The organism is Sorangium aterium, from assembly GCF_028368935.1.
Classification (GTDB): domain Bacteria; phylum Myxococcota_A; class Polyangia; order Polyangiales; family Polyangiaceae; genus Sorangium; species Sorangium atrum.
The window spans coordinates 982,686-1,008,704 of record NZ_JAQNDK010000005.1; the positions used below are offsets into that span (position 1 = coordinate 982,686).

Annotated in this window: 12 protein-coding genes; 8 read left to right on the top strand and 4 right to left on the bottom strand. The window is 71.3% G+C overall.

Annotated features, from left to right (window positions below):
• Window positions 1-7 precede the first annotated feature (7 nt).
• Together POL72_RS42045 and POL72_RS42050 are read right to left on the bottom strand one after the other, a co-directional pair.
• A complete protein-coding gene (locus POL72_RS42045; protein WP_272102505.1) occupies window positions 8-2,029 on the bottom strand; it encodes an ATP-binding protein in 2,022 nt (673 codons plus the stop codon).
• On the bottom strand, window positions 2,026-8,304 hold the full coding sequence (locus POL72_RS42050; RefSeq protein WP_272102506.1) for an AAA family ATPase: 6,279 nt from the start codon (window positions 8,302-8,304) through the stop codon (window positions 2,026-2,028). Before POL72_RS42050 ends, POL72_RS42045 begins: the two co-directional genes overlap by 4 nt.
• A gap of 979 nt (window positions 8,305-9,283) precedes the next feature.
• Here POL72_RS42050 and POL72_RS42055 point away from each other — a divergent pair.
• The gene (locus POL72_RS42055) at window positions 9,284-10,825 is read left to right on the top strand and encodes a hypothetical protein (protein WP_272102507.1); all 1,542 of its coding nucleotides are present in this window, start codon (window positions 9,284-9,286) and stop codon (window positions 10,823-10,825) included.
• A gap of 156 nt (window positions 10,826-10,981) precedes the next feature.
• On the opposite strand, the gene POL72_RS42060 is transcribed toward POL72_RS42055, so the two are convergent.
• Window positions 10,982-13,504, bottom strand: coding sequence for an MATE family efflux transporter (locus POL72_RS42060; protein WP_272102508.1), 2,523 nt, complete (start codon window positions 13,502-13,504; stop codon window positions 10,982-10,984).
• 479 nt (window positions 13,505-13,983) lie between these two features.
• Between POL72_RS42060 and POL72_RS42065 the strand changes: the two genes are divergently transcribed.
• From POL72_RS42065 to POL72_RS42095, 7 genes are all read left to right on the top strand, one after another.
• Window positions 13,984-15,711, top strand: coding sequence for a S53 family peptidase (locus POL72_RS42065; protein WP_272102509.1), 1,728 nt, complete (start codon window positions 13,984-13,986; stop codon window positions 15,709-15,711).
• 70 nt (window positions 15,712-15,781) lie between these two features.
• Window positions 15,782-19,237: a poly-gamma-glutamate biosynthesis protein PgsC/CapC gene (locus POL72_RS42070; protein ID WP_272102510.1), complete on the top strand. Its 3,456-nt coding sequence runs from the start codon at window positions 15,782-15,784 to the stop codon at window positions 19,235-19,237.
• Complete coding sequence (locus POL72_RS42075; RefSeq protein WP_272102511.1) at window positions 19,234-21,981, top strand: hypothetical protein; 2,748 nt, start codon at window positions 19,234-19,236, stop codon at window positions 21,979-21,981. Before POL72_RS42070 ends, POL72_RS42075 begins: the two co-directional genes overlap by 4 nt.
• 103 nt (window positions 21,982-22,084) lie before the next feature.
• The gene (locus POL72_RS42080; RefSeq protein ID WP_272102512.1) at window positions 22,085-22,396 is read left to right on the top strand and encodes a hypothetical protein; all 312 of its coding nucleotides are present in this window, start codon (window positions 22,085-22,087) and stop codon (window positions 22,394-22,396) included.
• Between the two features lie 102 nt (window positions 22,397-22,498).
• The gene (locus tag POL72_RS42085) at window positions 22,499-22,789 is read left to right on the top strand and encodes a PIN domain-containing protein (RefSeq protein ID WP_272102513.1); all 291 of its coding nucleotides are present in this window, start codon (window positions 22,499-22,501) and stop codon (window positions 22,787-22,789) included.
• Between the two features lie 593 nt (window positions 22,790-23,382).
• On the top strand, window positions 23,383-24,471 hold the full coding sequence (locus tag POL72_RS42090; protein ID WP_272102514.1) for a PEGA domain-containing protein: 1,089 nt from the start codon (window positions 23,383-23,385) through the stop codon (window positions 24,469-24,471).
• Between the two features lie 50 nt (window positions 24,472-24,521).
• Window positions 24,522-25,346, top strand: coding sequence for a formylglycine-generating enzyme family protein (locus tag POL72_RS42095; protein WP_272102515.1), 825 nt, complete (start codon window positions 24,522-24,524; stop codon window positions 25,344-25,346).
• A gap of 108 nt (window positions 25,347-25,454) precedes the next feature.
• On the opposite strand, the gene POL72_RS42100 is transcribed toward POL72_RS42095, so the two are convergent.
• The gene (locus POL72_RS42100) at window positions 25,455-25,955 is read right to left on the bottom strand and encodes an HNH endonuclease (protein WP_272102516.1); all 501 of its coding nucleotides are present in this window, start codon (window positions 25,953-25,955) and stop codon (window positions 25,455-25,457) included.
• Between the last annotated feature and the right edge of the window lie 64 nt (window positions 25,956-26,019).

Consider the following 26,019-nt stretch of genomic DNA (forward strand, 5'->3'; position numbering starts at 1 on the left):
GCTCCGGCTAGGTACAGCGGCTCCCTGCGCCCTCGGTCGAGAGCGGCAGCTCGACGCAGAAGGTCGAGCCCTGGCCGACCTCGCTCGACAGGCGGATTCGCCCGCCGTGCGCCTCGACGATGGTGCGTGTGATAAAGAGGCCGAGACCGAGCCCCCCGTAATTGCGCGACGAGACGCCGCGGCGAAATCGCTCGAAGAGCTGCGTCCGCACCTCGGCCGGGATCCCGAGCCCGTGGTCCGCCACCGAGAGCCGCGCGACCCCCTCTTCCGCGGTGATGGTGATCTCGATCGGCTCGCGTTCCCCGAACTTGATGGCGTTGGTCAGCAGGTTGGTCACGACCTGTTCCAGGCGGTACCGGTCCCACCAGCCGGTGATCGGCTGCTCCGCGCGCACGGCGAGCGTGCTGCCCGACTGCGCGAGCTGGTCGCCGAGCTGGGCGGCGATCTCGGCGACCAGCTCGCGCAGATCGACGGGCGCCCGGTCGAGCTCGAGCCTCCCCGCCTGGATCCGGGAGACATCGAGGAGCATGTCGACGAGGTTGGAGAGGCGTTTGATCTGGCGGCCGGAGAGGGCGACCGCGGATCGCACGCGCTCGGCGTCCATGCCCAGCGAGAGCCTTTGCCCCAGCGATTGCATAGAGAGCTGCAGGGAGGTGACCGGTGTGCGGAGCTCGTGCGAGGCGATGAGGAGGAACTCGTCGCGCAGGCGGGTGGCCTCCTCCGCCGCCGCGCGCGCGCGTCGCTCGTCCAGGAGGAGCCGATCGCGCTGCTGTTCGGCGTGTACGCGCGCGGTGATGTCGCGGAAGCTCCAGACCCGCCCGGCCACGCGCCCTCCGAGGCGCTGGGGCTGCGTATACCACTCGAAGACCTGCTCGTTCCGAAGCGGGAACGTACCGAAGGCGCTCGCCTCGGGATCGGCATAGAGGTCACGGACGCTCTGCAGGAACAGCTCGGGCTCGCGGAGCTGGCCGCCGACGAGCGCGAGGAGGACATCGGCCGATCCGCCGGCGAGGACATCGGTGGGAATGCGCCACATCTGCGCGAGCCTGTCGTTGTGGCGCACGACGCGCCTCGCGCCGTCGACGACCAGGATGCCGTCCGCCGTCGATTCGAGCGTAGCCTCGAGGAGTGAGTAGGAATGGCGCAGCACGTCCTCGGCGTTCTTGCGGCTCGTGATCTCGGTCGAGATACCGCAGACGCCATCTGGTTCGCCGGCGGAGCCGCGGAGCGGGAACTTGAGAGATAGGTACGTGCGCACGCCGTCGCGCTCGGGGGCCACCTCGTCGAGCTCCACGGCCCGGTTCTGCTGCAGGACGAGCAAGTCGTTGGCGCAATACGCATCGGCCTGCTCGCGTGGGAAGAGGTCGTGGTCGGTCTTGCCGATGACCTGCTCGCGGCGCATCTGGAAGAGCTCTTCGAACCCGCTGTTGACGAGCATGTAGCGGCCCTCCATGTCCTTCGCGAAGACGACGGCGGCCGTGTTGTCGACGATGGCCTGGAGCAGATGCTGGCTCTCGCGGAGAGCGGCGTTCGAGCTGGCCAGCTCGGTCGTGCGTTCGCGCACCCGCTGTTCCAGCTCTTGATGGACACGCTGCAGCTCGGCGTTCTTTTCTTCGAGCTCCCTCTGCGCCTCGCGCAGGCTCAGGTGCGTCGTGATCCGTGCTATCACCTCTCCAATCTCGAATGGTCTGGTGATGTAATCGACGCCCCCCGCCCTGAACCCCACGAGCTTGTCGGACGCGTCGGTCAGACAGGTCATGAAGAGCACCGGGATGTCTTGAGTTCTCTCAGCCGCTTTCAGGCGCCGGCACGTCTCGAAGCCGTCGATGCCAGGCATCAACACGTCCAGCAGGATCAGGTCGGGTCTCATGAGGCTGGCCCGCATCAACGCCTCTTCACCGCCCTGAGCGACGAGCACGCGATGGCCTATGCATTCCAGGCTGTTCACCAGCACGCCGAGATTGGCGGGCACGTCATCCACGATCAGGATAACGCGGGTGCGCGGACCGGGGGCGGTGGCGCAGCTCATGGTCGCTGACCGCCCTCCATGCACCGCGGCAGCGCCGGCCCCGCCATCGCGTTCGGCTCGACCCCCTGCAGGCGCTGCTCGACGAGGGTGAGGATCGCCTGGGACTGGTAGTCCTGCGCCAGGCGATCCAGGCGGTCTGCGAAGGGGCGGTAGGACTCGCCCAGGGTGGTCAGGTAGGCCGCCCGATTCCGGATGTCGCGCATGTTGCCTTGCAGGGCCAGGGCATGCAGGACTTCCATCTCCTCCCGGGGAGGGGCCACGAGCGCCGCGGCGCCGCTGTCCCTGGCCTGCTCCTCGGCCGGTCTGGCATAGACCCAGGTGAGCCCGAGCTGGGCGCCGATGATCCGCAGCAGGCCTTCCTGGTCGATCGGCTTGGTGAGGAAGGCGTCTGCGCCGGCGGCGACGCTCTCCGCCTGGTCTTCCTCGTTGGCGCTCGCGGAGATGACGATGAACGGTAGCCTCGCGAGCCCACGAGCGTGGCGATCGCGACGAATGCAATGGATGGCTTCCAGGCCGCCCATCACCGGCATGACCAGATCCATCAGCACCAGATCCGGCGACGCCGCCAGCTCTTGCTCGATGGCCTCCTGGCCATTGGCCGCCTCGCAGGCCTCGAAGCCCCGGCTGCTCAGCAGCTCCAAGAGCATCGCCCGATTGCTCACCACGTCGTCGACGACCAGCACCTTCCGGCGCGGCCCCTCGTAGTCGATGGCGACCCGCTCGGAAGGCCGGAGGGGCGCTGCGATCTCGGCCACCGGCAAGGTCGCGTCGAACCAGAACCGGCTGCCTTCATCGGGCCGGCTCTCCACGTGGATCTCGCTGCCCATGAGGTGCACCAGCTGGCGGCTGATCATCAGCCCGAGGCCGGTGCCCGGGCGGCGCTGCACATCCCCTACCCGTCCGAAAGGCTGGAAGAGCTTTCCCAGCTGCTCCGGCGTCATTCCGACGCCGGTATCCTCCACCTCGAAGCGCAGGCGCGCCCCGGCCTCGTCCTGGGCCAGCAGCTGCACCCCGAAGCGCACCCGCCCTCGATCGGTGAATTTCGCCGCGTTGCCCAGGAGGTTGAGCAGCACCTGGCGCAGGCGCTTCTTGTCGGCCAGCACCGCCTGAGGCAGGTGGGGCGTGACCTCGTGGACGAAGTGAAGGTTCTTCTGCTCCGCCCTGACGCGGATGATGTCCGCGACGACCGTCAGGAAGGTCAAGAGATGGATCGGCTCCGGGTAGAGCTCGATCTTGCCCGCCTCGATCTTGGCCAGGTCCAGAAGATCGTTGATGAGGGTCAAGAGGTGCTGGCCGCTCTGCTGGATGGTATCCAGCCCCGTCGCCTGGCGGTCCTCGAGATCTGGAGAGCGCTTGAGGATCTGGGCGTAGCCGAGGATGGCGTTGAGCGGCGTGCGCAGCTCGTGGCTCATGTTCGCCAGGAACTCGGTCTTCGCTCGGCTCTCGGCTTCGGCCGTCTTGCGGGCCTGGCGCTCCGCCTCGGCCTGCTTGCGCTCGGTGATGTCGGTGGAGATGCCGCAGATGGCATAAGGCTGGCCCGCCGCGTTGCACAGGGGGTACTTGAGAGAGATGTAGGTGTGCAGCCCATCGTCCTGGAGGGCCTCCTCCTCGGCCTGCAGAGCCGCTCCGGTGGCCATCACCTCTTGGTCGACGGCCCGGTAGGCATCGGCCCGCTCCCTGGGAAAGACATCGTAGTCGGTCCGGCCGACGATCGCTTGCTCACTGACGTGGAAGAGCTCGGCGTAGCGCCGGTTGATCATCAGGTAGCGACCCTCGAGATCCTTGAGGGAGATGACGGCTGTCGAGTTGTCGACGATTGACTGGAGCAGCTCTTTGCTGTCGCGCAGGGCCTGCTCGGCTCGCCGGCGTTCGCTGTTCTCCTGGAGGAGGTCGGCGTAGAGCGTGGCATTGGCGATCGAGATGGCGGCCTGGGCCGAGAGCATCTCCAGCACCGAAAGCCGCTCCGGGGTGAACGCGCCGGCGATGAGGTCGTTTTCCATGTAGAGCAGCCCCACGAGCTCCGCCTGCCGCAGGATGGGCAGGCAAAGGACGGATCTGGGGGATTGCTGGTGAAGGTCGTCGCAGGCGACGATGGTATTTCGTGCCGTCCCGTCGTCCAGGATCACCTTCTCCCGGCTGCGCCGCACGTAGTTGAGGAGGGGGGCCGGAAGATCCGAAGGGGAGGTCTCGGGCTCGTGGGGGATACGCACCTCGATCCGGGTGCCCTCCGCCCTCGCCTCGGCCGTCAAGAACAGGGTCTCGCCGCGGGCGAGGAGCAGGCAGCCCCGCCTCGCGCCGGCGTTCTTGACCAGGATGCGCATGAGCGCGTCGAGCAGGCGGTCGAGGACGATCTCGCCCGAGATGGCCTGGGAGGCCTTGAGCACCGAGCCGAGGTCGAGCGCGGTGGTGGCGGGCGCGGCGGCCTCTGGACACGTCGCGCCGCGGAGGATCTCGCTGGGGACGAGGTCGGGGTACGCGCGCTCGAGGCGCCGCATCGCCTCGGTCGCGCCCCATCGGCCGTAGGCCCTGTGCGCCTCGGTGAGGTAGGCGCGGGCGATGGTGGTCTTGCCGAGCGCGCGGAAGGAGAGGCCGGCGAGCTCGTTGGCGAGCGCCTCGTCGTGGAGGTAGCCGCCGCGCTGCGCGAGGGCGATCGCCTCGTCGTAGCGCTCCCACGCCGCGCGCGCGTCGCCGCGGACGCGCGCGCGCTCGGCGCGGAGCAGGGCGCTGCGGTGCGCCATGTTCTCCGGGCAGAGGTCCGCCCAGCGCGAGAGTTTTTCAGCAAAGACCTCCGCGCGGGCGAGGAAGAGCGCGCGCTCTTCCGGGGAGACCACGTCCGCCGCTCGCGTGAGCGCGACGCCGGCGTAGAAATGGCACGCGGGGATGCCGAGCCAGCCCGCCACGGTCGGGATCTCGACGTCCATCGAGAGCGCGGTGCGCGCCGCTTCCTCGAACGCGCCCTGGAAGACGCCGAGGATCACCATGTACGTCTGGGCGGAGGGAGGCGAGACCACGTTGCCCATCCGGCGGGCCTCCTCGAGCACCTCGTCGATGTCGACCCACGCGCCCTTGAGCTTGGCCGGGTGCGCGCTCTCGACCGAGAGCTGGTGCGCGATCTGTACGACCGCATCGACCATCCAGGAGATGGCGTTGCCCCTGTCGAGCTTGCATATCGGCTGGTAGCTCTGCGCCTCGGCGAGGAGGTCGGCGAGCGGGATGCCGCGCAGGAGGCTGTTCATCACGGCGTTGACCGCGGTGTAGAACGCCCAGATGTACTGGCCCGTCTCGAGCCCTACGTGCATCCCCGCGAGCAGCGACTCCTGGCAGGCGGGGTACCCCTCCCTCCAGTGCTGCACGTAGGAGCCCCACATGTTGCGGAGTATCGCTTCGGACTGCCTGTCCGGGTAGCGCTCCGAAAGGTCGATGGCGGCGCGGCCGAAGCGGTAGCCGAGCTCGATGTCGCCGCGGCCGCAGAGGAACGTCCCGAAGTTGATGCAGCCGAAGATCGCGTGCTTCGATAGCCCGTGGCGGAGCGTGTTCTCGACGAGCTTCGCGACCGTGATGCCGCGGTTGTTGGGGCTCAAGAACCCGCAGGGGAGGAAGAGCGCCTCGAGCACATCCTGCATGGCGCGGATCTCCGGGTCCTCGAGTTGCGGCAGGTCTGGCAGCGCTTCCAGCGTCTTTTCCCGGACGAGCGCCATCGTCGCCCGGATCTGGGCGTCGACCATGGCTTCGTCGGGGGACAGGGGCAGGTCGAGCCCGAACGGGCGCAGGGCCGCGAGCCCCTCCGCGAGCGCAGCGGGCAGATCATTCTTGAGCACCTGCACGCTCATCTTGAGCCGCAACACCTCGGTGCGATCGAGCCGGCTCGCGGCCCGCTCCAGGCAGTCGGAGAGGACCTCGAGGGCGTCGTCGTGCTGGCCCGAGAGCGAGAGCATGAGGCCCGTCTTCATCCCGTACTCGAGGCGGAGCGGGTACTGCGACGTCCAGGCGTCCTCCGGAAGGCGCAGAAAACCGAGCTTCAGGTAGCGCAAGGCCGCGCCGAAGGCGGACGCGTCCTCGGCGCGGCGGGCGGCCTCGAGGCTCATGCGGGCGAGGGAAAGGCGCTCCGCGGGGTCCGACACGAGGTCGCCCGCGCTGTTCAGGTGGCTGACGACATCGAAGAGGCTCTGGCTCTCGGAGAGGTCGAGCTTGCCCGCGAGCAGCCGGCCGATCCGGAGGTGGAAGGCGGGCCGGTCCGCTTCCGGGATCATGGCGTAGGCGCCCTCCTGGACCTTGTCATGGGCGAAGCGGTAGCCGTCGCGCACGGCGCTCACGAGCCCCTCGCTCACGGCGGGATCGAGGCGGCCGTACGCCTCTTCCGGCGAGCACTCGCTCACCGTGGCGAGCATGTCGAGCTCGAACCGGTTGCCGATCGCCGCCGCGAGCTTCAGGGCCGCCTGGGTCGTCGCTGCGAGCCGCCCGATGGCGCGCACCATGAGGTCGACGACATTGTCCGTGTACGCGAGCGCATCGATCCTGGCGAGATCCCATCGCCAGCCTGACCCGGCAGAGAACGTGAGCACGCCGTGAACGTGCAGCGACCGGACGAACTCCTTGACGAAGAACGGGTTGCCGCCGGTCTTCTTCTGCACCGCATCGACGAGCGGCCCGCAGTCGTCGCGCCTGAGGCTGTCCGAGAGCATCTGGAGCAGGTGCGGGCGCGCGAGCGGGGCGAGGACGATGTCGCGCACGACGAGCCCTGTGTGCTTGAGCTCGTCGATGGCCCGGACGAACGGGTGCCCGGGCGACACCTCGTTGTCGCGGTAGGCGCCGCAGAAGAAGAGCGCGTCGAGCGAGCCGTCGGCGAGGAGAGAGCGGAGCAGCCCCAGGCTCGCGGGGTCGATCCACTGGAGATCGTCGAGGAACAGGACGAGCGGGTGCGCGCTGCGCGCGAACACCGAGACGAACTGCAAAAAGCACCGGTTCAGGCGGTTCTGCGCCTCGAGCGGGCCGAGCGCCGGCACGGGCGGCTGCGCGCCGACCACATGGCCGAGCGAGGGGATGACGTCGCAGACGACCTGCGCGTTCGGCCCGAGCGCCTCGAGGATCGCGCTGCGCCAGCGCTGGATGCGCACCTCGCTCTCGGTGAGGATCTGCCGCACGAGGCCGTCGAAGGCCTGGATCACCGCGCTGTAGGGCGCGTCGCGGTTGTACTGGTCGTGCTTGCCGCTCGTGAAATAGCCCTTCTGCCGCGCGAGGGGCTTCAAGATCTCCTGCACGAGCGAGGTCTTGCCGATGCCCGAGTAACCGGAGACGAGGACGCTCTCGCGGCTGCCCTCGAGCGCGCGCTCGAACGCGGCGGTCAGCGCCTCGATGTCCTGCGCGCGGCCGTAGAGCTTCTGGTGGATCCGGAACAGGTCCTGGCGATCGTGCTGGCCGGCGACGAAGGGCTCGATCGTCCCCGTGCCGCGCAGGGACTCGCGGCAGCGCTCGAGGTCGGCGAGCAGGCCCTCGGCGCTCTGATAGCGGTCCTCGGCGTTCTTCGCGAGCAGCTTGAGCACGACGCCGGAGATGGCGTCGGGGATCCTCGGATCGACGCGGGACGGCGGCGCGGGGGCGAGGGCGAGGTGGGCGTGGATGAGCTCCATCGGGTCGAGGGCCTCGAAGGGGCGCTGACCGGTGAGCGTCTGGTAAAGGATGACGCCGAGCGCGTAGAAGTCCGTCCGGTGGTCGACGCCGCGGTTCATGCGGCCTGTCTGCTCGGGGGAGACGTAGGGCAGCACGTCGGCGATGACCGCCGGCGCGTAGAGCCGCTCGTGGGCGCGGGTGATCTCGGCGTCGACGCCGAAGCTGGTGATCTTGACCGCGCCGCCTGCGCCGACGAGCACATTGTGCGGGCGCAGATCGCGGTGGATGAGCCCCGCGGCGTGAACGGCGGCGAGGCCTTCGGCGAGGGCGGCCGCGAGATCGAGCGCCTCGCAGAGCGGCATTGCGCGCTGCGGGCGCGCGGCGAGGAGCCGCGCGAGATCGCGGCCCGGGAAGTCCTCGAGGACGACAATCAGGGCGCCGGCGAGCTCCTCGACGCCGTGCAGGGCGACGAGGCGGGGGGAGGCGAGCTGCGCGATGCGCTCGCACTGGTGCTTGAAGCGCGCGATCTCTGCGCGAGTCGCTCTCTCCGCGCGCAGGACTTTCAGCAAGACGGGGACACCGTCGCTCTCGCGGCAGGCGCGGATCAAGCTGAAATCAGCGTTTTTCTCGATCTTCTCGAGGAGCGCGTACCCTCTTTCGACGATCATCGATAACCTTGCTCGCCTGCCGGTGAAGGTGGTGCATTCAACCAGTTATATCTCCGAGGGGGAGGTCTGGCACCGAGCTGTGCCGCCAGGGGGTTGGCGCTGCCTACGCCCCCCGGCCCGCCAACATCCTAGCGAACCAGGTTCAGGTGCGGTCGCCTCGACCGCCACGATCAGCCGGCCGAGCGGCTCTGGACCAGCCGGCGCGGAGCCAGGGGCGGTGAGCACGCGCTGGAGCGCCGGCTCGGGCAGCCCCAGGCCGAACCCGACGTCCAGACGTCCAGGATCCTGGACCATCCCGTCCCGATTAAAATCCGGCAATTTACTAAATTGTGTTGCCATAGTCGACTGACCCAACTACATCGTTAATCGTGGGAGACCGCGCGTGCATGACGCTCCCGCGTCGCGGGGGTATCAGCGCGACGGCGGACTCTCATGACCAGTGGACCAGTCGCTCGGAGTCCGACCGCGCTTGATCCTGCGGTGCTCGGCCAAGGGGACCGCGCAGGCTCACGGCCTGATCTCTGCGGACTGGACCATCTCGTCCGGACCAAGATGCGCCAGATGCAACTCATTTACTAAATTGTGTTGCCATGGTCGACTGACCCATGTAGAGAGTTGATCGTGGGAGATCGCGCGTCCCTGACGCTCCAGCGTCGCAGGGGTATCAGGGCGTCGGCGGACTCTCATGACCATTGGACCAGTCGCTCTCGGTCCGACCGCGCTTGATCCTGCGGTGCCCGGCCACGGGGACCGCGGGAGGGCTCACGGCCTGATCTCTGCGGCCTGGACCATCTTGTCCGGACCAAAATGCGCCGGACCAAGTCGCGCTAACTTACTAAATTGTGTTGTCGTGGTCGACTGATTCATCTATAGATCCAATCGTGGGGGACTGCGCGCGCATGGCGCTCCCGCGTCGCGGGGGTATCAGGGCGACGGTGGGCTCTCATGACCATTGAACCATTGGCGGAGGGTACGATTCATGGACAAGCACATTCAATATGCTCTATCGACCCTGCTCGTGGCTACGTCGCTGGGCGTGGCGGGAACAGCGCATGCCTACGTGACCATCACGGGGGATGTGTCGCCCGGGAACCCGAGCGACCCGTGGGATCTGGGGTCGAGCGTCCTCCGCGTGGGCGGCGCGAGCAACCCCTGGGAGCCCACCTTCAATAGCGGGGAGGTGATCGTCGCGAGCGGCGGGCAGCTGTTCAGCGCGGGCGCGTTGGTAGGAAATGATCGCAGCGGCACGGTTCAGGTCATCGGGTACGGCTCGAAGTGGACCAACAGCGGATCCATCCAGCTCTGCGTCAAGGGCTACAATTGTCATGGGCTGCTCGTCGTCCAGAACGGCGCCGAGGTGCTCACCGATGATCTTGTGGTGGGTAATCGAAGCTCCGAGAGCTATGGTGGCGACGTGCTCGTCGAAGGGTATGACGCCACCCTGACGAGCCAGGTGAATACGTACATCGGCCTCAGCGCGCGCGGTCGGGTCGATATCAAGCAAGGGGGGAGCTTCTTCTCGAACAATGTCTACATCGGCGGCGGCAGCGGCGCGTCGGGCTGCTCGATCTGCAATGGCCACGTGACCGTGACCGGCTCCGCGACGAGGTGGGTGAGCACGGGAGAATTCATCTTGGGCGTGAACAGCCAGGGCACGCTGGACATCGACCGGGCCGAGGTCTTCACGAACAATGCGAGGATCGGTCGCAGGGAGACCCTGTTGATAAGCAAGGCCAGCGTGCACGGTTGGGGTGGTACGTGGACCAACCAGGGGCTCTTTCGCGTGGGGACGGTGGAAGGAAGTGGCGAGCTCACCATCGGGGCGTACGGGACCCTCGTGACGGAAGATACCGAGATCCATTCCGAGCTTGGCCACGCCTTCATCAAGGTGAATGACGTCTACGCGTCATGGCTCAACAGCGGCGACGTCACCGTCTTTGCCAGCGGCAATCGGTCTCCGTCGCTGGTGGTCGGCAAGGACGCCTTCGTGAGCATCGACGGCCTCCTCCGGACCGCGCCGAAGGCCGTCGGCCTCTATCCCTACCTGGGGCCCTCCGTGCGCATCGAGGACGGCGACCTCATCGCGGGCGCCATGGAGATCGAGGCGGGAGACTTCGACTTCGCCGGCGGGCGCTTCGAAACCGGCAGCTTCGTGGGAGATCTCGCCAACGTGCAGTCCGGCGAGCTCTCGGTCGGAGAGGCTCACCCGGCGACGGACATCGTCGGCAGCTACAGCCAGGGGCCGGGGGCCACCCTGAGGATCGTCGTCGGGGGATCGAGCCCCTCGCCGCTCCTCCAGGTCGACGGGGACCTCCTCGTCGATGGGGGGCTGGAGGTCGTGCCGGCCGACAGCTCCGTGTCGTTTCAGGTCGGGGACACCGTCGCCCTGCTGGGCTGGGGCGGTGACCTCGAGGGGACGTTCGCCGCCGTGAACATCGCCGTGCCGCTCGCCTCAGGCCTCGCCTGGGACACCTCGGCGCTCTACGCCACCGGCGAGATCACCGTCGTGCCGGCGACCTGAGCACGCCACGCCGGGCCCTCACGCCCTCTCCTCGCGGCCGGACCGGCGCTACAGCGGCGTTGTCCCAGGCGACAAGCGATCGCGTCGGCTCGGCTCCGCCGCCTCCGGCAGCGTGCACCCGAGCCGCCCCGGTGCGCTCGCATCCGGCGCCTGCCCCTACTTCGGTCCCGCCCTGCCGATCGCGATGACGTTCTGCTGCGCCGCCGGCTTGCCGCCCTCGTTCGCGGACACGAACGCGCGCGGGTGCGCCCTGAGGAGCGTCACGGTGAGCGTGATGCCCCAGCCGTCGTTCGTCTTGAGCTCCGCGTGACCGTGGCTGTCCTCGACGGCCACGATCAGCCGGCCGAGCGGCTCCAGACCGGCCGGGGCGGAGCCAGGCGCGGTGAGCACGCGCTGGAGCGCCGACTCGGGCAGCCCCAGGCCGAAGCCGACGTCCAGGATCGACAGCTGCACGCCCTGGGGCGCCTCGCGCACCGACACGACCGGGCCATGGCCAGGGAGCCCGCGGCCCGCGACGTCGGTGAGGAACGCCTCGAGCACCTGCTCGAGCTCGCCGCGGTGCCCGAGGGCGTGCGTCGCGCCGCGGATGGGCTCGAGCCGCACGGCCCGGCCCGTCGCGCGGGCGGCGCTCGCGACGGCATCGGCCACGACGTCGCCGAGCTGGAAGGCGCAGAGCGGATCGGCGGCGTCGCGCACCGCGAGCGGTCGCACGTTGTCGGACACCGGGGCGGCCTGCTGGACGGGGATGAGCGCGGCGACGTAGCCCGCGATCCACGAGGAGCCGTCGGACTCGCGCCGCAGCGGGCGCACCGAGAGCACGGCCGGCTCGGGCGCGCTGACGCTCAGCTCGATGCCGTCGTCGCTCGCCATCACGCTGGAGAGCGACACGGCGGCGTCGCTCGCGGACGTGGCGCCGAGGACGTCGCCCAGCGTGAGCGAGCCCGGCGGGAGCGCCGCGCTCGCGCTCTCCACGGGCACCGTGACGTCGCGCGCCCGCAGCCACTTCGCGAACTCCGGCGCGACGAAGCGGACGTCGCCGAAGGCGTCCGCGTACAGCAGCCCGACCGGCGCGCTGCGCAGCATCGAGCCGAAGAGCTGGAGGTCGTCGAGCGCGACGCGCGCGCCCTCGACCAGATCGTCCTCCGGCGAGCCGCCGCCGCGCGCCTCGCCCGCGCCGGCCTGCGCCGTGCGCGCGAGGCGCTTTCTGCGCAGGAGCAGCGCGAGCTCGCGGCCGACGTGCTCGGCGCGCTCCGGCTCGCGCGAGAACGTCTGCTCGGCGACCGGGCCGCAGAAGAACACGTACCCCTCGATCTCGCCGAACGCGATGAGCGGGACCACGACCGCCGGCATGTCCTGCTTGGCCAGGAACCGGCGCGAGAGGCGGATCGCCGGCACGCCCTGCTCGCTGCTGTACGGCGGGCGGCGGACGTCGCGGCGGAGCTCGGCGACGAGGCTCTCGCCGCCGCCCTGCCTGTCGTTCCAGAACCGGAGGTGCCAGCTCCCCGCGGGCAGCTCCGCGACGAGCACGAGATCGGCCGGGTGCGCCTGCTCCGCGAGGCGCGCCACGCGCGGCCAGAACTCCTCGTCCGGCAGCGTGTGGACCCCCTGCATGCGGAACAGCGCGGCGCGCTGGATGAGCTCCGCGGCGCGATCGACGGAGCGCTGGACGGCGAGCCCGCGCACGATCATGACCCCCGTGAACGCGACAGCGAGGCCGAACAGCGCGCTCGGCAGCGCGATGAGGCTCGCCTCGGCCCGCGCGGCGAGCACGCCCTGCCCCGCCGCGAGCGCGAAGACGGCGAGGAACAGCGCGACCGTGGCGACAAGGCTCCCGTAGCGGCGGCGCGCGATCCACACGATCCCGCCCGCGAGCAGCACGAACAGCGCCGGCACCCACGCCGGCGCCGCGGCGCGCCGGCCGCCGTCGAGCAGCCCGCCGAGCACCGCGGCGATGCCCCTCGCCGGCGGCAGGGCCGACGTCGCGACCGCCTGGGGGGCAACGCCGCCGGCGCCCACCGCGACCACGGCGACGCGGCCCTCGAGCGCGCTCGCGGGGACCTGGCCGTCCGCGAGATCGCGCAGGCTGACCGCCGGGACGCTCTGCGGCGCCTTCTTGAGCACCCAGGGCGCCGCCGAGACGCCGAGCGCGCCGAGCTCCGGCGCGCGCTCCCCCGGCGCCAGCGGGAAGAAGCCGACGACATCGCCGGCGCTCAGGCGGAGCAGCTCGGGCGGCATCCGGACGACCGGCGCGGCGCCCGCGGCGCGCGTGGCGTTTGCGGCGCTCGTGGCGTTCGCGGCGCGCGTGGTGTTCGCGGCGCTCGCGGCGTCGCCGCCGCAGAACGCGTCTGCCGGGGGGATCAGCAGCGCGCCGCGCGCGCGCCCGCGCTCGAGCAGCCCGGGGAGCGAGCGCTCGCAGAGCCCTTCGCGCAGCGACTCGGGCGAGGCCGTGACGAGCAGCACCTGCGCGGACGGCGCGGTGTCGGCGAGCGCGGACGCGGTGAGGCCGCGCGCCACGTAGTCGAGCCGATCGAGCGGCGCCACGGCGGCGATCAGCGCCCCCGCGACGATCGAGAGCACCTCGGGCCTGAGCCACCCGAAGCGCGCCGCATCCGACTGCGCGCCCATCGGGCGCGGGATGCGAAAGGGCTTGGGGATCCGCGGACGGTAAGTCTTCGCCATAATCGCTGAAGGCCGCGGCCTCGAGGGGGCGCGGGACGCCCCGGGCAGCCTGAGCGTCGCATCGTGGTCGAATCAATACAATTGTCCACCCGGGTCCGCCGCGCCAAAAACATCGGCTGTGCGACGAGAAGGTCGCTCCCCAGGGCCGCAGGCGCAGCCGTCGCGCCCGCCTCTATCGTCCTCCGGCGCGCCGCGATCTCCGACCGGGCCGCGGCGCCGCGGCAAATCGGGTCGCGCCAGGGTGCGACGTGGTGCTCCCAACGCTCCGCCGAGGCGCGTTGTGTTGCGGGCGGCGCACGTGTGATGCGACGTCAGCGCCCTGTGACGATTCGGCTGGATCGGCCTGTCGGAAGGCGTTTGAATCGTTGCTGCGTATGCGCCGTGCTTCACCTGTGCTTCGTGCCGCGCCCATCCTCGGCCTGCTCAGCTTGGTCAGCAGCGTGGCCTTCTCGGCCTCGAGCTGTGGCTGCGAGTCGGATGTGCAGATCGCAGATTCTTCGGGCAGCGGGGGCGCGGGCGGCGGGGGCGCCGGCGGCGCGACCGGGAGCGGCGGCGGCGCGGCCGGGAGCGGCGGCGGTGGCGCGGCCGAGGTCGGCGGCGGCGGGGCTGGCGGCGCCGGTGGGGAGGCGCTGCCGGACGAGCTGCCCGACTTCACCGAGGAGGAGCGTGAGCCCACCGAGGCCACGGACGGCATCCCGAGCCCGCTGCCGGGCGTGTACACAGACAAGGGCGTGGCCGGGGGCGACGAGGTGGTCCGCGCGCTGATGGGCTTCCCCATCCGCAACTCGGGGCTGCTCGAGCAGAGGATCGCGGAGATCTACGACCCGACGGGCCCGCGGTTCCGCCAGTACCTCACCCGGGACGAGTGGATCGCGGCGTACGCGCCGCGGGAGCTCGACGTGCACCTCGTGAAGCTCTGGCTCGAGGAGCAGGGGATGCAGGTGAACTTCACGGCCACGAACCGGCTGCTGATCCAGTTCACCGGCACGGTGAGCCAGTTCAACGAGACCTTCGACACGGAGCTCCGGGTCTTCGAGCGCGAGAACCCTCAGGCGGGGAATCCGCCCTTCGACGTCTACGGCTCCCTCGGCCAGCTCACCGTGCCGACGTGGGTGTCGGAACGCACGACCGGCATCCTCACCGCGGATCTCGCGGCGAGCACCAGGCCGCTCCCGGGCGAGGGCGGGGAGATCGCGCCGGATCCGCCGGCCGGCGTCGAGAGGGGGCTGACCCCCGCGCAGATCGCGGGCGCGTACGACGTCGACGACCTCTACGAGCTCGGGTTCACCGGCGAGGGCGTGAAGCTCGGGGTCACGATCGGCGCGGCCTTCAAGTACAAGGACCTGCAGTCGTTCTGGCGGGCGCTCGGCGTGGAGCGGGCGAACCCGGAGGTCGTCCAGACCATGGAGCCGGCCTCGACGCGCTACGTGGAGTCGACGCTCGACGTGGCGTGGTCGGGCGGCCTCGCGCCGGGCGCGGACCTCGTGGTGTACCAGGGCCCCGACGCGCGCAACACGTCGATGGTCTACACGTTCAACGAGGCCGTCGGCCGCGGCGAGGTCTCGGTCATCACGGACTCGTTCGCCCACCGCGAGGACTCCGAGCCGCCGGCCGTGCGCCTCCAGTACCACCGCTCGGCGCAGATGGCCGCGGCGCTCGGGATCACCGTGGTCGCGGCGACCGGCGACTCGGCGCAGACCGACACGCCCTCGGCGAGCCCGTACGTGACCGGGGTCGGCGGGACGTCGCTCTCGCTCGACGCGGACGGCGAGGTCGAGGACGAGCTCGCGTGGTTCGGCTCGGGCTCCGGCCCGACGCTCTCGTTCCCGATCCCCTCCTGGCAGGTCGGGGTCGTCGAGGGGTCCGGCGGCAAGCGGGCGGTCGCGGACGTCGCCATGCACGCCGGGAACTCGCCGATCCCGTACTGGGTCTACTACCTCGGCGAGTGGCGGCGGTACGGCGGGACGTCGTTCGCCTCGCCCTGCTTCGCGGGGCTCATCGCCGTGGTGAACAGCTACCGCGCCGAGCAGGGCCTGCCGCGCGCCGGGTTCCTCAACTCGATCCTCTACACGACCCCCGCGGTGCAGGCGACGTTCCGCGACGTCGTGCGCGGCGAGACGGAGTTCTTTGCCGCGGGGCCCGGCTGGGACTACCCGACGGGATGGGGCGCGCCGAGCGCGATCGGCCTGGCCACCACGCTGCCGTAGCGCGCCCGCGCTGGCAACCGCGCCGGGCGGCGGCGCGCGCCGACCCGCCCCGCCGCCGCCGCCCCGCCGCATGCTCGAGAACCTGCCGCTCTTTCCACCGAACGGGCTCGATCGGAGCCTCCACACCGCGGTCCTGATCGGCCTCGTCTTCGGGACGTTCTTCACCGAGACGCTCGGCTGGACGTACGCGGGGCTCGTCGTGCCCGGCTACCTCGCGACGGTGTTCTTCGCGGCCCCGGTCACCGCGGTGTTCATCGTCGCGGAGTCGATCGTGACGTACCTGTTCGTCGCGCTGATCGGCCGCTGGATCACCCGGACCGGCGCGTGGTCCACGGCGTTCGGGCGCGAGCGGTTCTACCTGTTCATCGTCGGCGCGGTGATCGTGCGGCTCTTCGTCGAGGGCTTCGTCGTGCCCGAGGTCTCGGCGCGCTACGACTTCGTGCACTCGCGGGAGCTCTACAGCATCGGGCTCGTGCTGGTGCCGCTCATCGCGAACGCCTTCTGGAACAGCGGCTTCCTGCGCGCGGCGCCGCGGCTCGCGGTCGTGACGGCGCTGACGGCGCTCGTGCTCGGCGTGCTGCTCCGGACGACGAACCTCTCGGTCTCGCGCTTCCAGGTGCTCAACGAGAGCCTGTCGCTCGAGTTCCTCGAGCTGCCGAAGGCCCACATCATCCTCGTCATCGGCGCGCTGATGGGCGCGCGCAACAACGTCCGTTACGGGTGGGACTACAACGGCATCCTCGTGCCCGGCCTGCTCGCCGTGGCGTGGTACGAGCCGACGAAGCTGCTCACGACGACGATCGAGGCGCTGGCCGTCTTCTACCTCTCGCGCTGGATCACCTCGGTCCGCCCGTTCTCCCGGATGCTGCTCGTGGGGCCGCGGCGGATGATCTTCGTGTACGTGCTCGGCTTCCTCGTGAAGATGGCGATCGGCTTCGCCATGGTGCGGTACGCGCCGGGGCTGCAGATGGTCGACTACTTCGGCTTCGGTTACCTGCTCCCGAGCCTGCTCGCCGTGAAGATGTGGAACAAGGAGCACGTCGGCATCGTGATCATGCCGACGATCCAGGTGTCGTTCACCGCGTTCCTCGTCGGCAACGGCGTCGGTTATGCGCTCGTGGCGCTCGGCTGGGGCGGCGCGCCGCCGCCGCCCGCGACCGCGGCGAGGCCGGTGCCGCGCATCGAGAGCGCCGCGCTGTCGCTCGTGCTGGCGGACACGGCGCCCCGGCCCGGCCCGCGCCCGAGGGCGGCCGCGATCGCCGCCGACATCGAGTCGCGGCGGATCGCCCACCGGCTCGCGCGCAGCGTGCTGCGCGACGGGCGGCCGGCGGACGAGCTGCTCGGCGCGGCGGAGCGCGCGCGGGTGTCGGTGGCGCGGGAGGGCGACGGCGAGCGGCCGTGGTACGTGCTGGGCCCGCGGTTCGACGATCCGGACGACGCGCCGGGCGTGCCGCGGGCGGCGATCCGCAAGCGCGTCGGCCGGAGCCCGACGTCCGCGCCCGAGTGGCTGGTGCTGGCGGCGCCCACCGAGCTCGGCTCGGCGCTGCCGGCGGTGGCCCTCCGGGTCGCGGGGCTGCTCGACGCGGCGGGGGTCGTGCTCCTGTCGCGCCACGGGGCGATCCGGCGCCACGACGAGGCGTTCGTGGCCGCGATGATCGACGCCATGGAGGACCCCCAGGTGCTCATCGTCGAGCCGGGCGGCGGCGATGGGCCGGAGCTCAGCGTCGTCGGCTCGCCGGCGGGGCTGCCCGTTGTGTCGATCGGCCTGGGGCTCGGCGCCGAGACGGCGATGACGTTCCGCCAGGCGGCGGAGCCGTCGACGCCCCTCGGCGACGCGCCGCGCCTGCACGTGCCGCGCGAGGTCGCCGAGGCGGTCGGCGCGCGCTCGCTCGGCGCGCCGGAGGCCGTGCGCTGGACCGGGACGCTGGAGGACGAGCTCGCGAAGCGGATGGTGTCCTTGACCGAGGTCCAGCCGGGCCGCTTCCGTCCGCCGTCGCTCGAGGAGCTCAGGCTGTTCGACGCCGTTGTGGCGCCGCGGTTGATCGCGGCGGCGACGCGCCCCGGCGGCGCGTCCGGCGCGGCGCCGCCGACCGCGTGGGAGCGGGCGATCCTCGGGCGCCTCGGCTTCCGCGAGGTGCGCATCGGCGGCACGGCCGAGGCGCCGGCGGCGTGGGGCATCGCGGAGCCGGGGCCGGACGAGGGGGGCCCGGAGCGGCGCGGGAACCCGGCGTGGCTCGTGCTGACACATCAGTCCACGCTGCCGCGTGCTGCGTCGAGCGGCGACATCTTGCCCACGGCGCCCTCGACGGAGGCGGTCAGGTCGCCGCTGACGGGCGCGATGCTCGTCGAGGTGCCCGCGCCGCGGTGGCAGATCGGGGCGTTCGGCGCGGGGCTCGCGCTCGCCGACGCGCTCTCGGCGCAGTCGCTGCTGCTCGCCGGGGCGGTGCCCACGGCGGAGCCGAGCGGGGCCGCCGACGTGCGGCGCGCCGAGGGGCTGCGCAGCTACTTCCAGCGGGCGCACGAGGTCTGGGTCGGAGACGGCGGCAATGCGCTGTCGGTGCAGGCGATCGAGGCGGATCGGACCTACGAGCGGGACGCGGTGATCTCGTTCGGGTACGAGGTCGTGCGGCCGGGGCACGTGCCGACGTTCGCGGGGCCGCTGCTGGAGACGCTGCGCGATCTCGAGCTGCGCGTGGGGATCTTCGACGGCACGCGCGAGCAGGTGCCGTTCAGCGGCGCGACGGACATGGCGATGGCCTACGCGAAGCGCTTCGCCGAGGGGCGGTTCGCGATCGTGTACCTGGGCAGCGCGATCCGGCGCTTCTTCGAGCTCCGGCGCTTCGTGGAGCCGGGGCAGGGGGAGACGCGCCTCGAGGCGCGGCTCGCGCGGCTCGGCGTGACGCCCGAGCCGGCCGACGTGGCAGCGCGCGCCCAGGCGCTCGCGTCGTGCGCGGGGACCGCCGGCGCAGGCGCGAGCGGGGACGAGCTCTGCCCGACCCGGGGCGTGACCGCAGAGTGCGATCTCTCCGCTGCGATAGAGCCCTTCCGGCGCTACACGACCGAGCGGAACCCGTACTACCTGAGGGCGCACTTCTCGACGCAGACGGCCGGGCCGGGGGGCGCTCCGGCGCCGGCGGACGCGCCGCGGGCGGGCGTGGCGGACGCGTCGCGGGCAGGGGCGGACGCGTCGCGGGCAGCGGTGGCGGTGGCGCCTCGGGCAGGGGTGGCGGCCGCGGCGCGCGCCGCGGCGGCGGCCGCGCTGCGCGGGAGCGCGCCGGCCGCGCCGCGGGGCGAGGCGCAATGCCATGTGGAGATCGGGCGCGACGTGATCACGGGGCGCCCGTGGGTGATCGCGGCGCGGCCGGGGGAGGCGCAGCTGCTGCCGATCGACGGCGCGCTCGTCGCGGTGCCGGGCGCGGCCGTGCCCGGCGGTTCGCGGCTGCGGCGCGCGGTCACCGTCGGCACGAGCGCGCTCCGGGTCGAGGCGGCCGGGCCCGGAGCGGCGCCGCAGCGGGTGGCCCCGTGACCACCCCGGCGAAGCGCCGCGAGCCGGCGGGCCACGGGGCACCTGCGCCGTCGCGCTCCCACGCGACGCGGCCGGCGTCCCGGGCGCGCATGGCGACGGCGGGGTTCCGCGCCCGCGACGGCGCGCCGCGCAAGGCGCTGAACCCGCGGTGGCTCATCGCGATGGCGCTGCTCGGGGTGACGGCGTTCGCGCTCTCGCAGCTGTCGAGCGCGCCGCCGCTGGGCAGCTCGCTGCCGGCCGAGGACGAGATCCTCGCCTACCACATCGAGCCGGAGCGGGACCTCGTGATCAAGGTCCCGGCCGAGATCGACGCGGTGGAGGTGACGACCTGGGGGAGCGTGAGGGCCGACGCCTGCGACTCGGCGCGGCGCTACCCGTACGGGTTCATCGCGGCGTTCGTGAACGAGCGGGGAGAGGAGGTCGCGCGGCACGCGATCGATCTGGAGAGCCGGGTCAGCTGCGATCCGGATCGGCCGCTCGGCGAGGGCGAGTACGCGGCGCGGCTCGCGAGCGGCGGGGGCGCGGTGACCGATCCGCGCTCGACGCTGCTCATCACGCACGACGTGCTCCCGCAGGGCGGGCAGGTGCGGCTCCGGGCGAAGCCCGCGGTGGGGAGCGACGGCGCGCTCGTACCGAGCGAGCTGACGATCCTGTCGCGGCTGGAGGGGCGCTACCAGCGCAGCGAGGCGTCGCGCGCGGTCTACGAGCAGAGCCTCGACGCGGAGGAGCGGCGGCAGCTCGGGCTCCGGGCGTCGGCGCTCGGCTTCGCCGATCTGCCGGAGCCGGCGCGGAAGGCGCTGCTCCGGGGCTGGGCGCGGCGGCTCGAGGCGGGGGGCCGCGAGGGGATCGACTACGAGATGTCGCGACTGCTCTTGCGGCGGTTCCGGATGCCGTACCCGCGCGCCGAGGGGCGCGGCGCGTCCGAGTTCGTGATCGGCGAGCGCCGCGCGGCCGCGCTGAACTTCCGCGGCCCGCTGTCGCTCGACATCGAGGGCCCGCCGGGCCGCACGGTGCGGGTCGGCGACGGCGCGAGCGGGTCCACGAGCGTCGCGCTCGGCCCGCTCGGGCGGGCCACGGTGCGGCTCCTGCGGGAGGACATCCGGACGGTGGTGATCGACGGCGTCGGCCCGGATTTCGGCGTGCGGTTCAGCGCGTCGGAGGCGCAGGCGATGCAGCAGATCGGCGAGATCGTCCACCCGGCGATGCCCTTGCCCGCGGGCGAGGGGGGCCCCGGCGCTGCGCCGGGGGCGCTCCCGCCGGGGGCCGCCGAGGAGCCGCCCGCTCCGTCCGCGTCCGCGGCGGCGCCGGCAGCGGCTCCTACGCGGCTGCAGACGCCGCCGGACGTGCGGATCGTGCGTTACCTGGCGCTGGATCCGAGCGACCCGGTGATCGCGCGGATGGCGCCCGGGCAAGAGCTCCTCGGGCTGCTGTTCCGGACGCAGATCGACGCGAGCGGGGGCGCGAACCAGGGCGAAGCGACCGTGGTGGCGCGGTGGGGCCCTGGGCCGTCCGAGCGGGCCGAGCTCAAGGTGACGCTCCCGCGATCGCGGTTCGAGTGGTGGAACGAGGGGTTCGACGCGTCCGAGCCGCGGCTCGCGATCCTCCGGCCGCCGGCGGGGGTGGAGCGGATCGAGATCACGGGCGACGCGAGGACGCGCCTGCGGCTGCGCGCGATCGAGCCGGGCGTGAACGAGACGCTGTACCGGCTGCCGTACCGGGTCACGCTGGCCGAGGACGAGACGTGGCGGTACGCGCCGTTCGACGTGAGCACGTGGACCGACGTCCGTGCGCTCAACCTCGACGATCTGGAGCGGAAGGAGCGCTTCTCGGATCTGCGCGAGCAGGTGCGGATCGAGCGGGCGGGGGAGGGCGCGAGGTCGGACGCGGATCGGCCGGAGCGGGTGCTCGTCCCGGAGCACGCGCCGGTGCGCCGGCGGCTGCTGATGCCGGCGTGGCAGTCGGCGGGGGAGCCGTCGCCGGGCGACGCGTGGACGCCGCTGCTCGTGGCGAAGGACGTGCGGGTGGATGGGGCGGGGGCGCGGGCCGGGCGGCTGTCGGTGATCTACCGGGCCGCGCGCGCGTCGCTCGGCAAGGAGGTGGCGGTGCGCGTGGACGGCGAGGTGGCGCTGAAGGAGCCGATCGTGGCGCTGTCCGGGTCGCTGCGGGTGGCGGCGCCGGCGGGCGCGCGCCGGGTCGAGGTCGAGGGGCTGGGCGAGGCGGGGGTGGCGTACACGGACGCGCCGCCGGCGAACGGCGGGGCGATCGTGCGCCGGCGCGACGTGTTCGAGCTGACGCGCGCCCGGCCGATGACGTACGAGTTCAAGCAGGAGGCGGGCGAGACGCTGCACCTGGTGCTGTTCGTGGTGACGCCCGGGGAGAACGCGGACTACCGGATCCGGTACCGTCTCGAGGGGGCGAAGCCGGCGTCGCGGGAGGCGGCGTTCTTCCGGCGCGTGACGATCCCGGACGGCGTGCTGGCGGGCCGCGGCGGCGACCTGACGCGCGCGACGCTGTGGGAGGCGGCGACGGAGAAGCGCGGCACGGACGGGGTGGGGCGCGGGGTGATCCGGCTGGGGGACGACCTGGCGCCGGGCAAGCGGGTGGTGAGGCTGTCGCTGCTGGGGCCGCAGCAGGGCGATACGGGGGAGCCGGCGAAGGCGGTCTGGGTGGGGGCGGTGCTGGTCGGGCAGAAGGCGCCGGGGCGGGACGACGGGCCGAGGCTGTGGGTGGAGGACGATCCGTGAGGAGGAGCGGGGGGGGGGCGTCCGCGCGCGGGATGCGCCTGGTCTGGTAGGCTTTGAGTAGCCCGAAGCGAGGAGCCGAGGGCAACGCGAGCGAGGGGCCGGTATGACCGTCGACGACGTCTACGAACAGCATGTGCGCGGGCTGCCGCTTGCCGACCGGCTTCGGCTGGCCGAGCGCATCGTGGCTCAGGCGGCGGCAGAGGCGCAGGGGAGTAGCCGCGCAGCCGGTGTGAGCGCGGGAGGCGAGGCGCTCGGTACGCTCGGTGGCAGGCTGCGCGCCATCCGAGCGCGGATCGAGCGCTCGGGCGAGCCGCTGCTCGATGAGGTCGGCGTGCGCCAGGAGCTGGCCGAGCGCCGGGGCGGCGCCGCGGCGCTGGACCTGGAAGGCGATGAGGACGATGCGCACCTTCGTTGATGCGGGCGTCTTGATCGTTGCGGCTCGTGGTGCTGGCGAGCACGCGGAGCGTGCCCTCTCGGTCCTCGATGATGCAGGGAGGGAATTCGTCTCCAGTCCCTATTGAAGCTGGAGGTGCTACCGAAGCCTCTCTACTTCCGCCGTAAGGAAGAGGTCGAATTCTACGAGACATTCTTCTCCGCGGTCTGCGCCTGGGCGCCGCTCTCCGCCGCGCTCTCGGAGCAGGCGTTCGCTCTGGCCTCGCGGCACGGTCTGGCCGGGATGGATGCGTTGCACGTCGCGGCAGCGCTCACGCTGGGCGCGGAAGAGATGGTCACAACCGAGCGCAGAACCAGCCCGCTATTCCGTGTGCCTAGTTTGGCCATTACCAGCATTTTCGCAGATCAATCCTGATCGTCACCATGTCGTCGAGCGGACGAGCCTGGCCATGTCGTCCCGCGGAGCGGAGGCGCGTTTGGGTGGGGCGGTGCTTGGCGGGGGGTCGGGGCATTGCTGGACAACGATGGTCCGCTTCAGCTCACAAGGGAGCGCTGACCTTTCGAACATGTCCCACGCGATGCGCGCCGGACGACTGGTGGCTGCCGCAGCGCGTACCGCCCTGCATACGCTGGATTGTCATCGAGAGAGCTCGCCTGACAACGCCGCGGGAGGCCCTCCGGCCCCGTAATCCTTGCCGGTGTGCAGCCAAATGGGCCACCTGAAAGCGTTTATCGCCGGCGACAACGAACTGGCACGGTGCCTCTTCGCACGCGCCTGCGTTGTCGCCATGGCCGCAGCTGCCGCGGTCCGTCGCGTCCCGGTGCACACGCACCGCGCGCCGCACAGCTGCGTGGGAGCTACGTCGAGCGGTGCGGATGGCATCGGGAGGGGCTCTCCTCGTCAAGCCGAACCATGCGCGCGCTCATTGACGGGTTGGTCGTGTCGCCCTTTTTGTTGTAGGGTCTCCCCGCGCGCCCACCCGGTGCGCTGCAGCGGAACGAGCACACATGGCGGAAACGACGACGAGCCCGCTCGGGAAATGCCTTGTTGCGGTGCCCATCCTTCGCCTCGCCGACACCCGTCGTGGTGCTGGCCGCGCGCGAGGCGCGCGCGCCTTCGCCGGCCTCGCGTCCGCTGTCGCGGTCGCGCTCGGCGGCGCGGCGGCGCACGCGCAGGAGCCCGGGCGCGACCCGGTGGCCGCGGAGGCGCTCTTCAAGGCCGGGCGCGCGCTCGTCGACAAGGGGGACGACGCGGCGGGGTGCCCGAAGTTCGAGGCGAGCCTCGCGCTCAACCCCTCGGCGAGCACCCAGATCAACATCGCGCGTTGCCGCGAGCGCGAGGGCAAGCTCGCGACGGCGTGGCACGATTACCACCGGGCCCTCGTCCTGAACCGCGAGACGGCCGGGGAGCAGCGGCGACGAAGCCTGGAGGAGGTCGCGAACAAGGGGATCGCGGCCCTCGAGCCTCGCGTGCCGAAGCTCGTGATCGTGGTCAAGGGCGCGCCCGCCGGCATGGAGGTGCTGCGCGACGGTACGGCGCTCCCGGCGGCCGCGCTCGGAGAGCCCCTGCCGGTCGATCCCGGCCCGCACGAGATCCGCGCGAGCGCCCCCGGGCACCAGGTAGAGACCCGTTCGATAACGCTCGCGGAGGGCGAGACGACGACGGTCGAGCTCACGCTGCGACCCGCGGCCACGGCCGCGACCAGCGCCGCGAAGCCGCCCACCAAGGCGAGCGAGGCGCGAGGCGGGGGCGCCCCGACCTGGGCCTGGATCTCCGGAGCCGCCGGGATCGCCCTTGCCGGCGCGTCGGTCGGGTTCCTGATCGACGACCTCTCCGCGATCAGCGCATTGCGCGAGAGCTGCCGCGATGTCGCCGGCGGGACGTACTGCGATCCCGGCTATGATTTCGCGTCCGACAACGCGCGCAAGAACCGCGATTTCGGCCTCTTCGTCGGCCTGGGCGCCGCGGGGCTCGTGGCGATGGGGGTGGCCGCCTATGGGATCGTCCGGTCGGGCGGCGAAGAGGCGCCGGCGGCCGTCGCGCTCCCGTGGATCGCGCCGTCCGGCGCTGGCGCCAGCATCTCCGGGAGCTTCTGATGCGAACGGGCGAGGCAAGACGCGTGGTGTTCTTCAGAGCTCTCTCTGCGATGGCGATCCCGCTGGTCGCGGCGGGCGCGTGCATCCCTGACGTGGAGCCCACGGCGGGCGTGGTGGTGGGCGGCCAGTTCAACCGCCTGAACGACGCGCGTTATCCGGCCACGGTCGCCGACTTCCAGCTCGATCGCTTCGAGGTGACGGTGGGCCGGTTCCGGCAGTTCGTCGCGGGCTACCCGGCGACCAGGCCGAAGGCGGGAGCGGGCGCCCATCCGCTCATCCAGGGCAGCGGCTGGGATCCGGCGTGGGATGCGAGCTTGCCCGCGGGGCAGGACGAGCTGCGGGCCTCGCTGGAATGCGACCCCAATTTTCGGACGTGGACCGACGAGCCCGCCGGCAACGAGGCAGCGCCGATCAACTGCGCGAGCTGGTATCTCGCGTTCGCCTTCTGCGCCTGGGACGAGGGCCGGCTGCCCACAGAGGCGGAGTGGAACTACGCAGCGGTCGGGGGGAACGAGCAGCGCGCCTATCCGTGGGGAGACGAGGCCCCGAGCCAGGAGCTGGCGGTGTACGGCTGCGATACCACGACGACTGTGTGCCCGATCCCGTCTGTCGGGTCGAAATCCCCGGCGGGCGACGGGAAATGGGGGCAAGCCGATCTGGCGGGGAGCTTGTTCGAGTGGGTCCTCGACTACCATGCCGATCTGACGGAGACGTGCAACAACTGCGCGGCGCTGACCGACGGAGGCTACGGGAGGGGCTCCCGCGGAGGGGCGTTCTCCCACACCGAGGAGACGCTCAGCCCGACATACCGTATTGGCGAGCTGCCGGAGAGGACGCTGTCTTTCTACGGGTTCCGCTGCGCGCGCGGTGAGTAGCGGGCCGACCGCGTCCCAGCGCAACCGTGCTCCTCGACATATCAGCCAGTCGGATTGCCTCGCGCCGTGCGGTGCGCACGAGCGGCAGCGGAGGACACCTCGATGGTGTCATAGGCGGTGCTGCTCGAGGTGCACCTTGAACATGAGGGAAAATGGAAAATCGGGCTGGCAGAAGCCTCGCAGCACCGCCTTCTCGTTTTCGTTCATGTCCTTCCGGCCGTCGGCGATCTGGGCATCCTTGATGCGGACGAGCGCTTCGTTGAAAAGTTGAAGCTGCTTCAGCCGTTTGTGGTCCAGATCCTTCCGGTCGAGCTTGTACTTCTTGATGGTCGCGAGTCCTTGGGCGGAGCCTTCTCGAGCTCGAATGAGCTCCTTCTCGAACATCAGGTGAGCGGAAGGCTGAGCATCCGGAGCGCAAGGGTCCACGCAGCAGGTCGCCGAAATGGCTCTGTGAGGCTGCTTTTGATGATTGCACTCCCAGCAGGACAGGTAAAGGTTCTCCCAACTGAACGCGCGCGTCGGATCTTCAGCAACGTCGATGTAGTGGTCGACCTCGCGTTGCGTCTGTTTCGTGCTCTGTTCGCAGTAGAAGCATTTGTGATGGCTCATTGCCTCCAAGGTGGAGACGATGTCCGGATGTGCATACTGCTTGGAGCTGGGCGTTTCTGTGGGT

Coding starts and splice junctions, on each gene's coding strand:
- POL72_RS42100 (WP_272102516.1), bottom strand. CDS start 25,955: ATGAGCCATCACAAATGCTTCTACTGCGAACAGAGCACGAAACAGACG.
- POL72_RS42050 (WP_272102506.1), bottom strand. CDS start 8,304: ATGATCGTCGAAAGAGGGTACGCGCTCCTCGAGAAGATCGAGAAAAAC.
- POL72_RS42055 (WP_272102507.1), top strand. CDS start 9,284: ATGGACAAGCACATTCAATATGCTCTATCGACCCTGCTCGTGGCTACG.
- POL72_RS42045 (WP_272102505.1), bottom strand. CDS start 2,029: ATGAGCTGCGCCACCGCCCCCGGTCCGCGCACCCGCGTTATCCTGATC.
- POL72_RS42060 (WP_272102508.1), bottom strand. CDS start 13,504: ATGGCGAAGACTTACCGTCCGCGGATCCCCAAGCCCTTTCGCATCCCG.
- POL72_RS42090 (WP_272102514.1), top strand. CDS start 23,383: ATGGCGGAAACGACGACGAGCCCGCTCGGGAAATGCCTTGTTGCGGTG.
- POL72_RS42080 (WP_272102512.1), top strand. CDS start 22,085: ATGACCGTCGACGACGTCTACGAACAGCATGTGCGCGGGCTGCCGCTT.
- POL72_RS42070 (WP_272102510.1), top strand. CDS start 15,782: ATGCTCGAGAACCTGCCGCTCTTTCCACCGAACGGGCTCGATCGGAGC.
- POL72_RS42095 (WP_272102515.1), top strand. CDS start 24,522: ATGGCGATCCCGCTGGTCGCGGCGGGCGCGTGCATCCCTGACGTGGAG.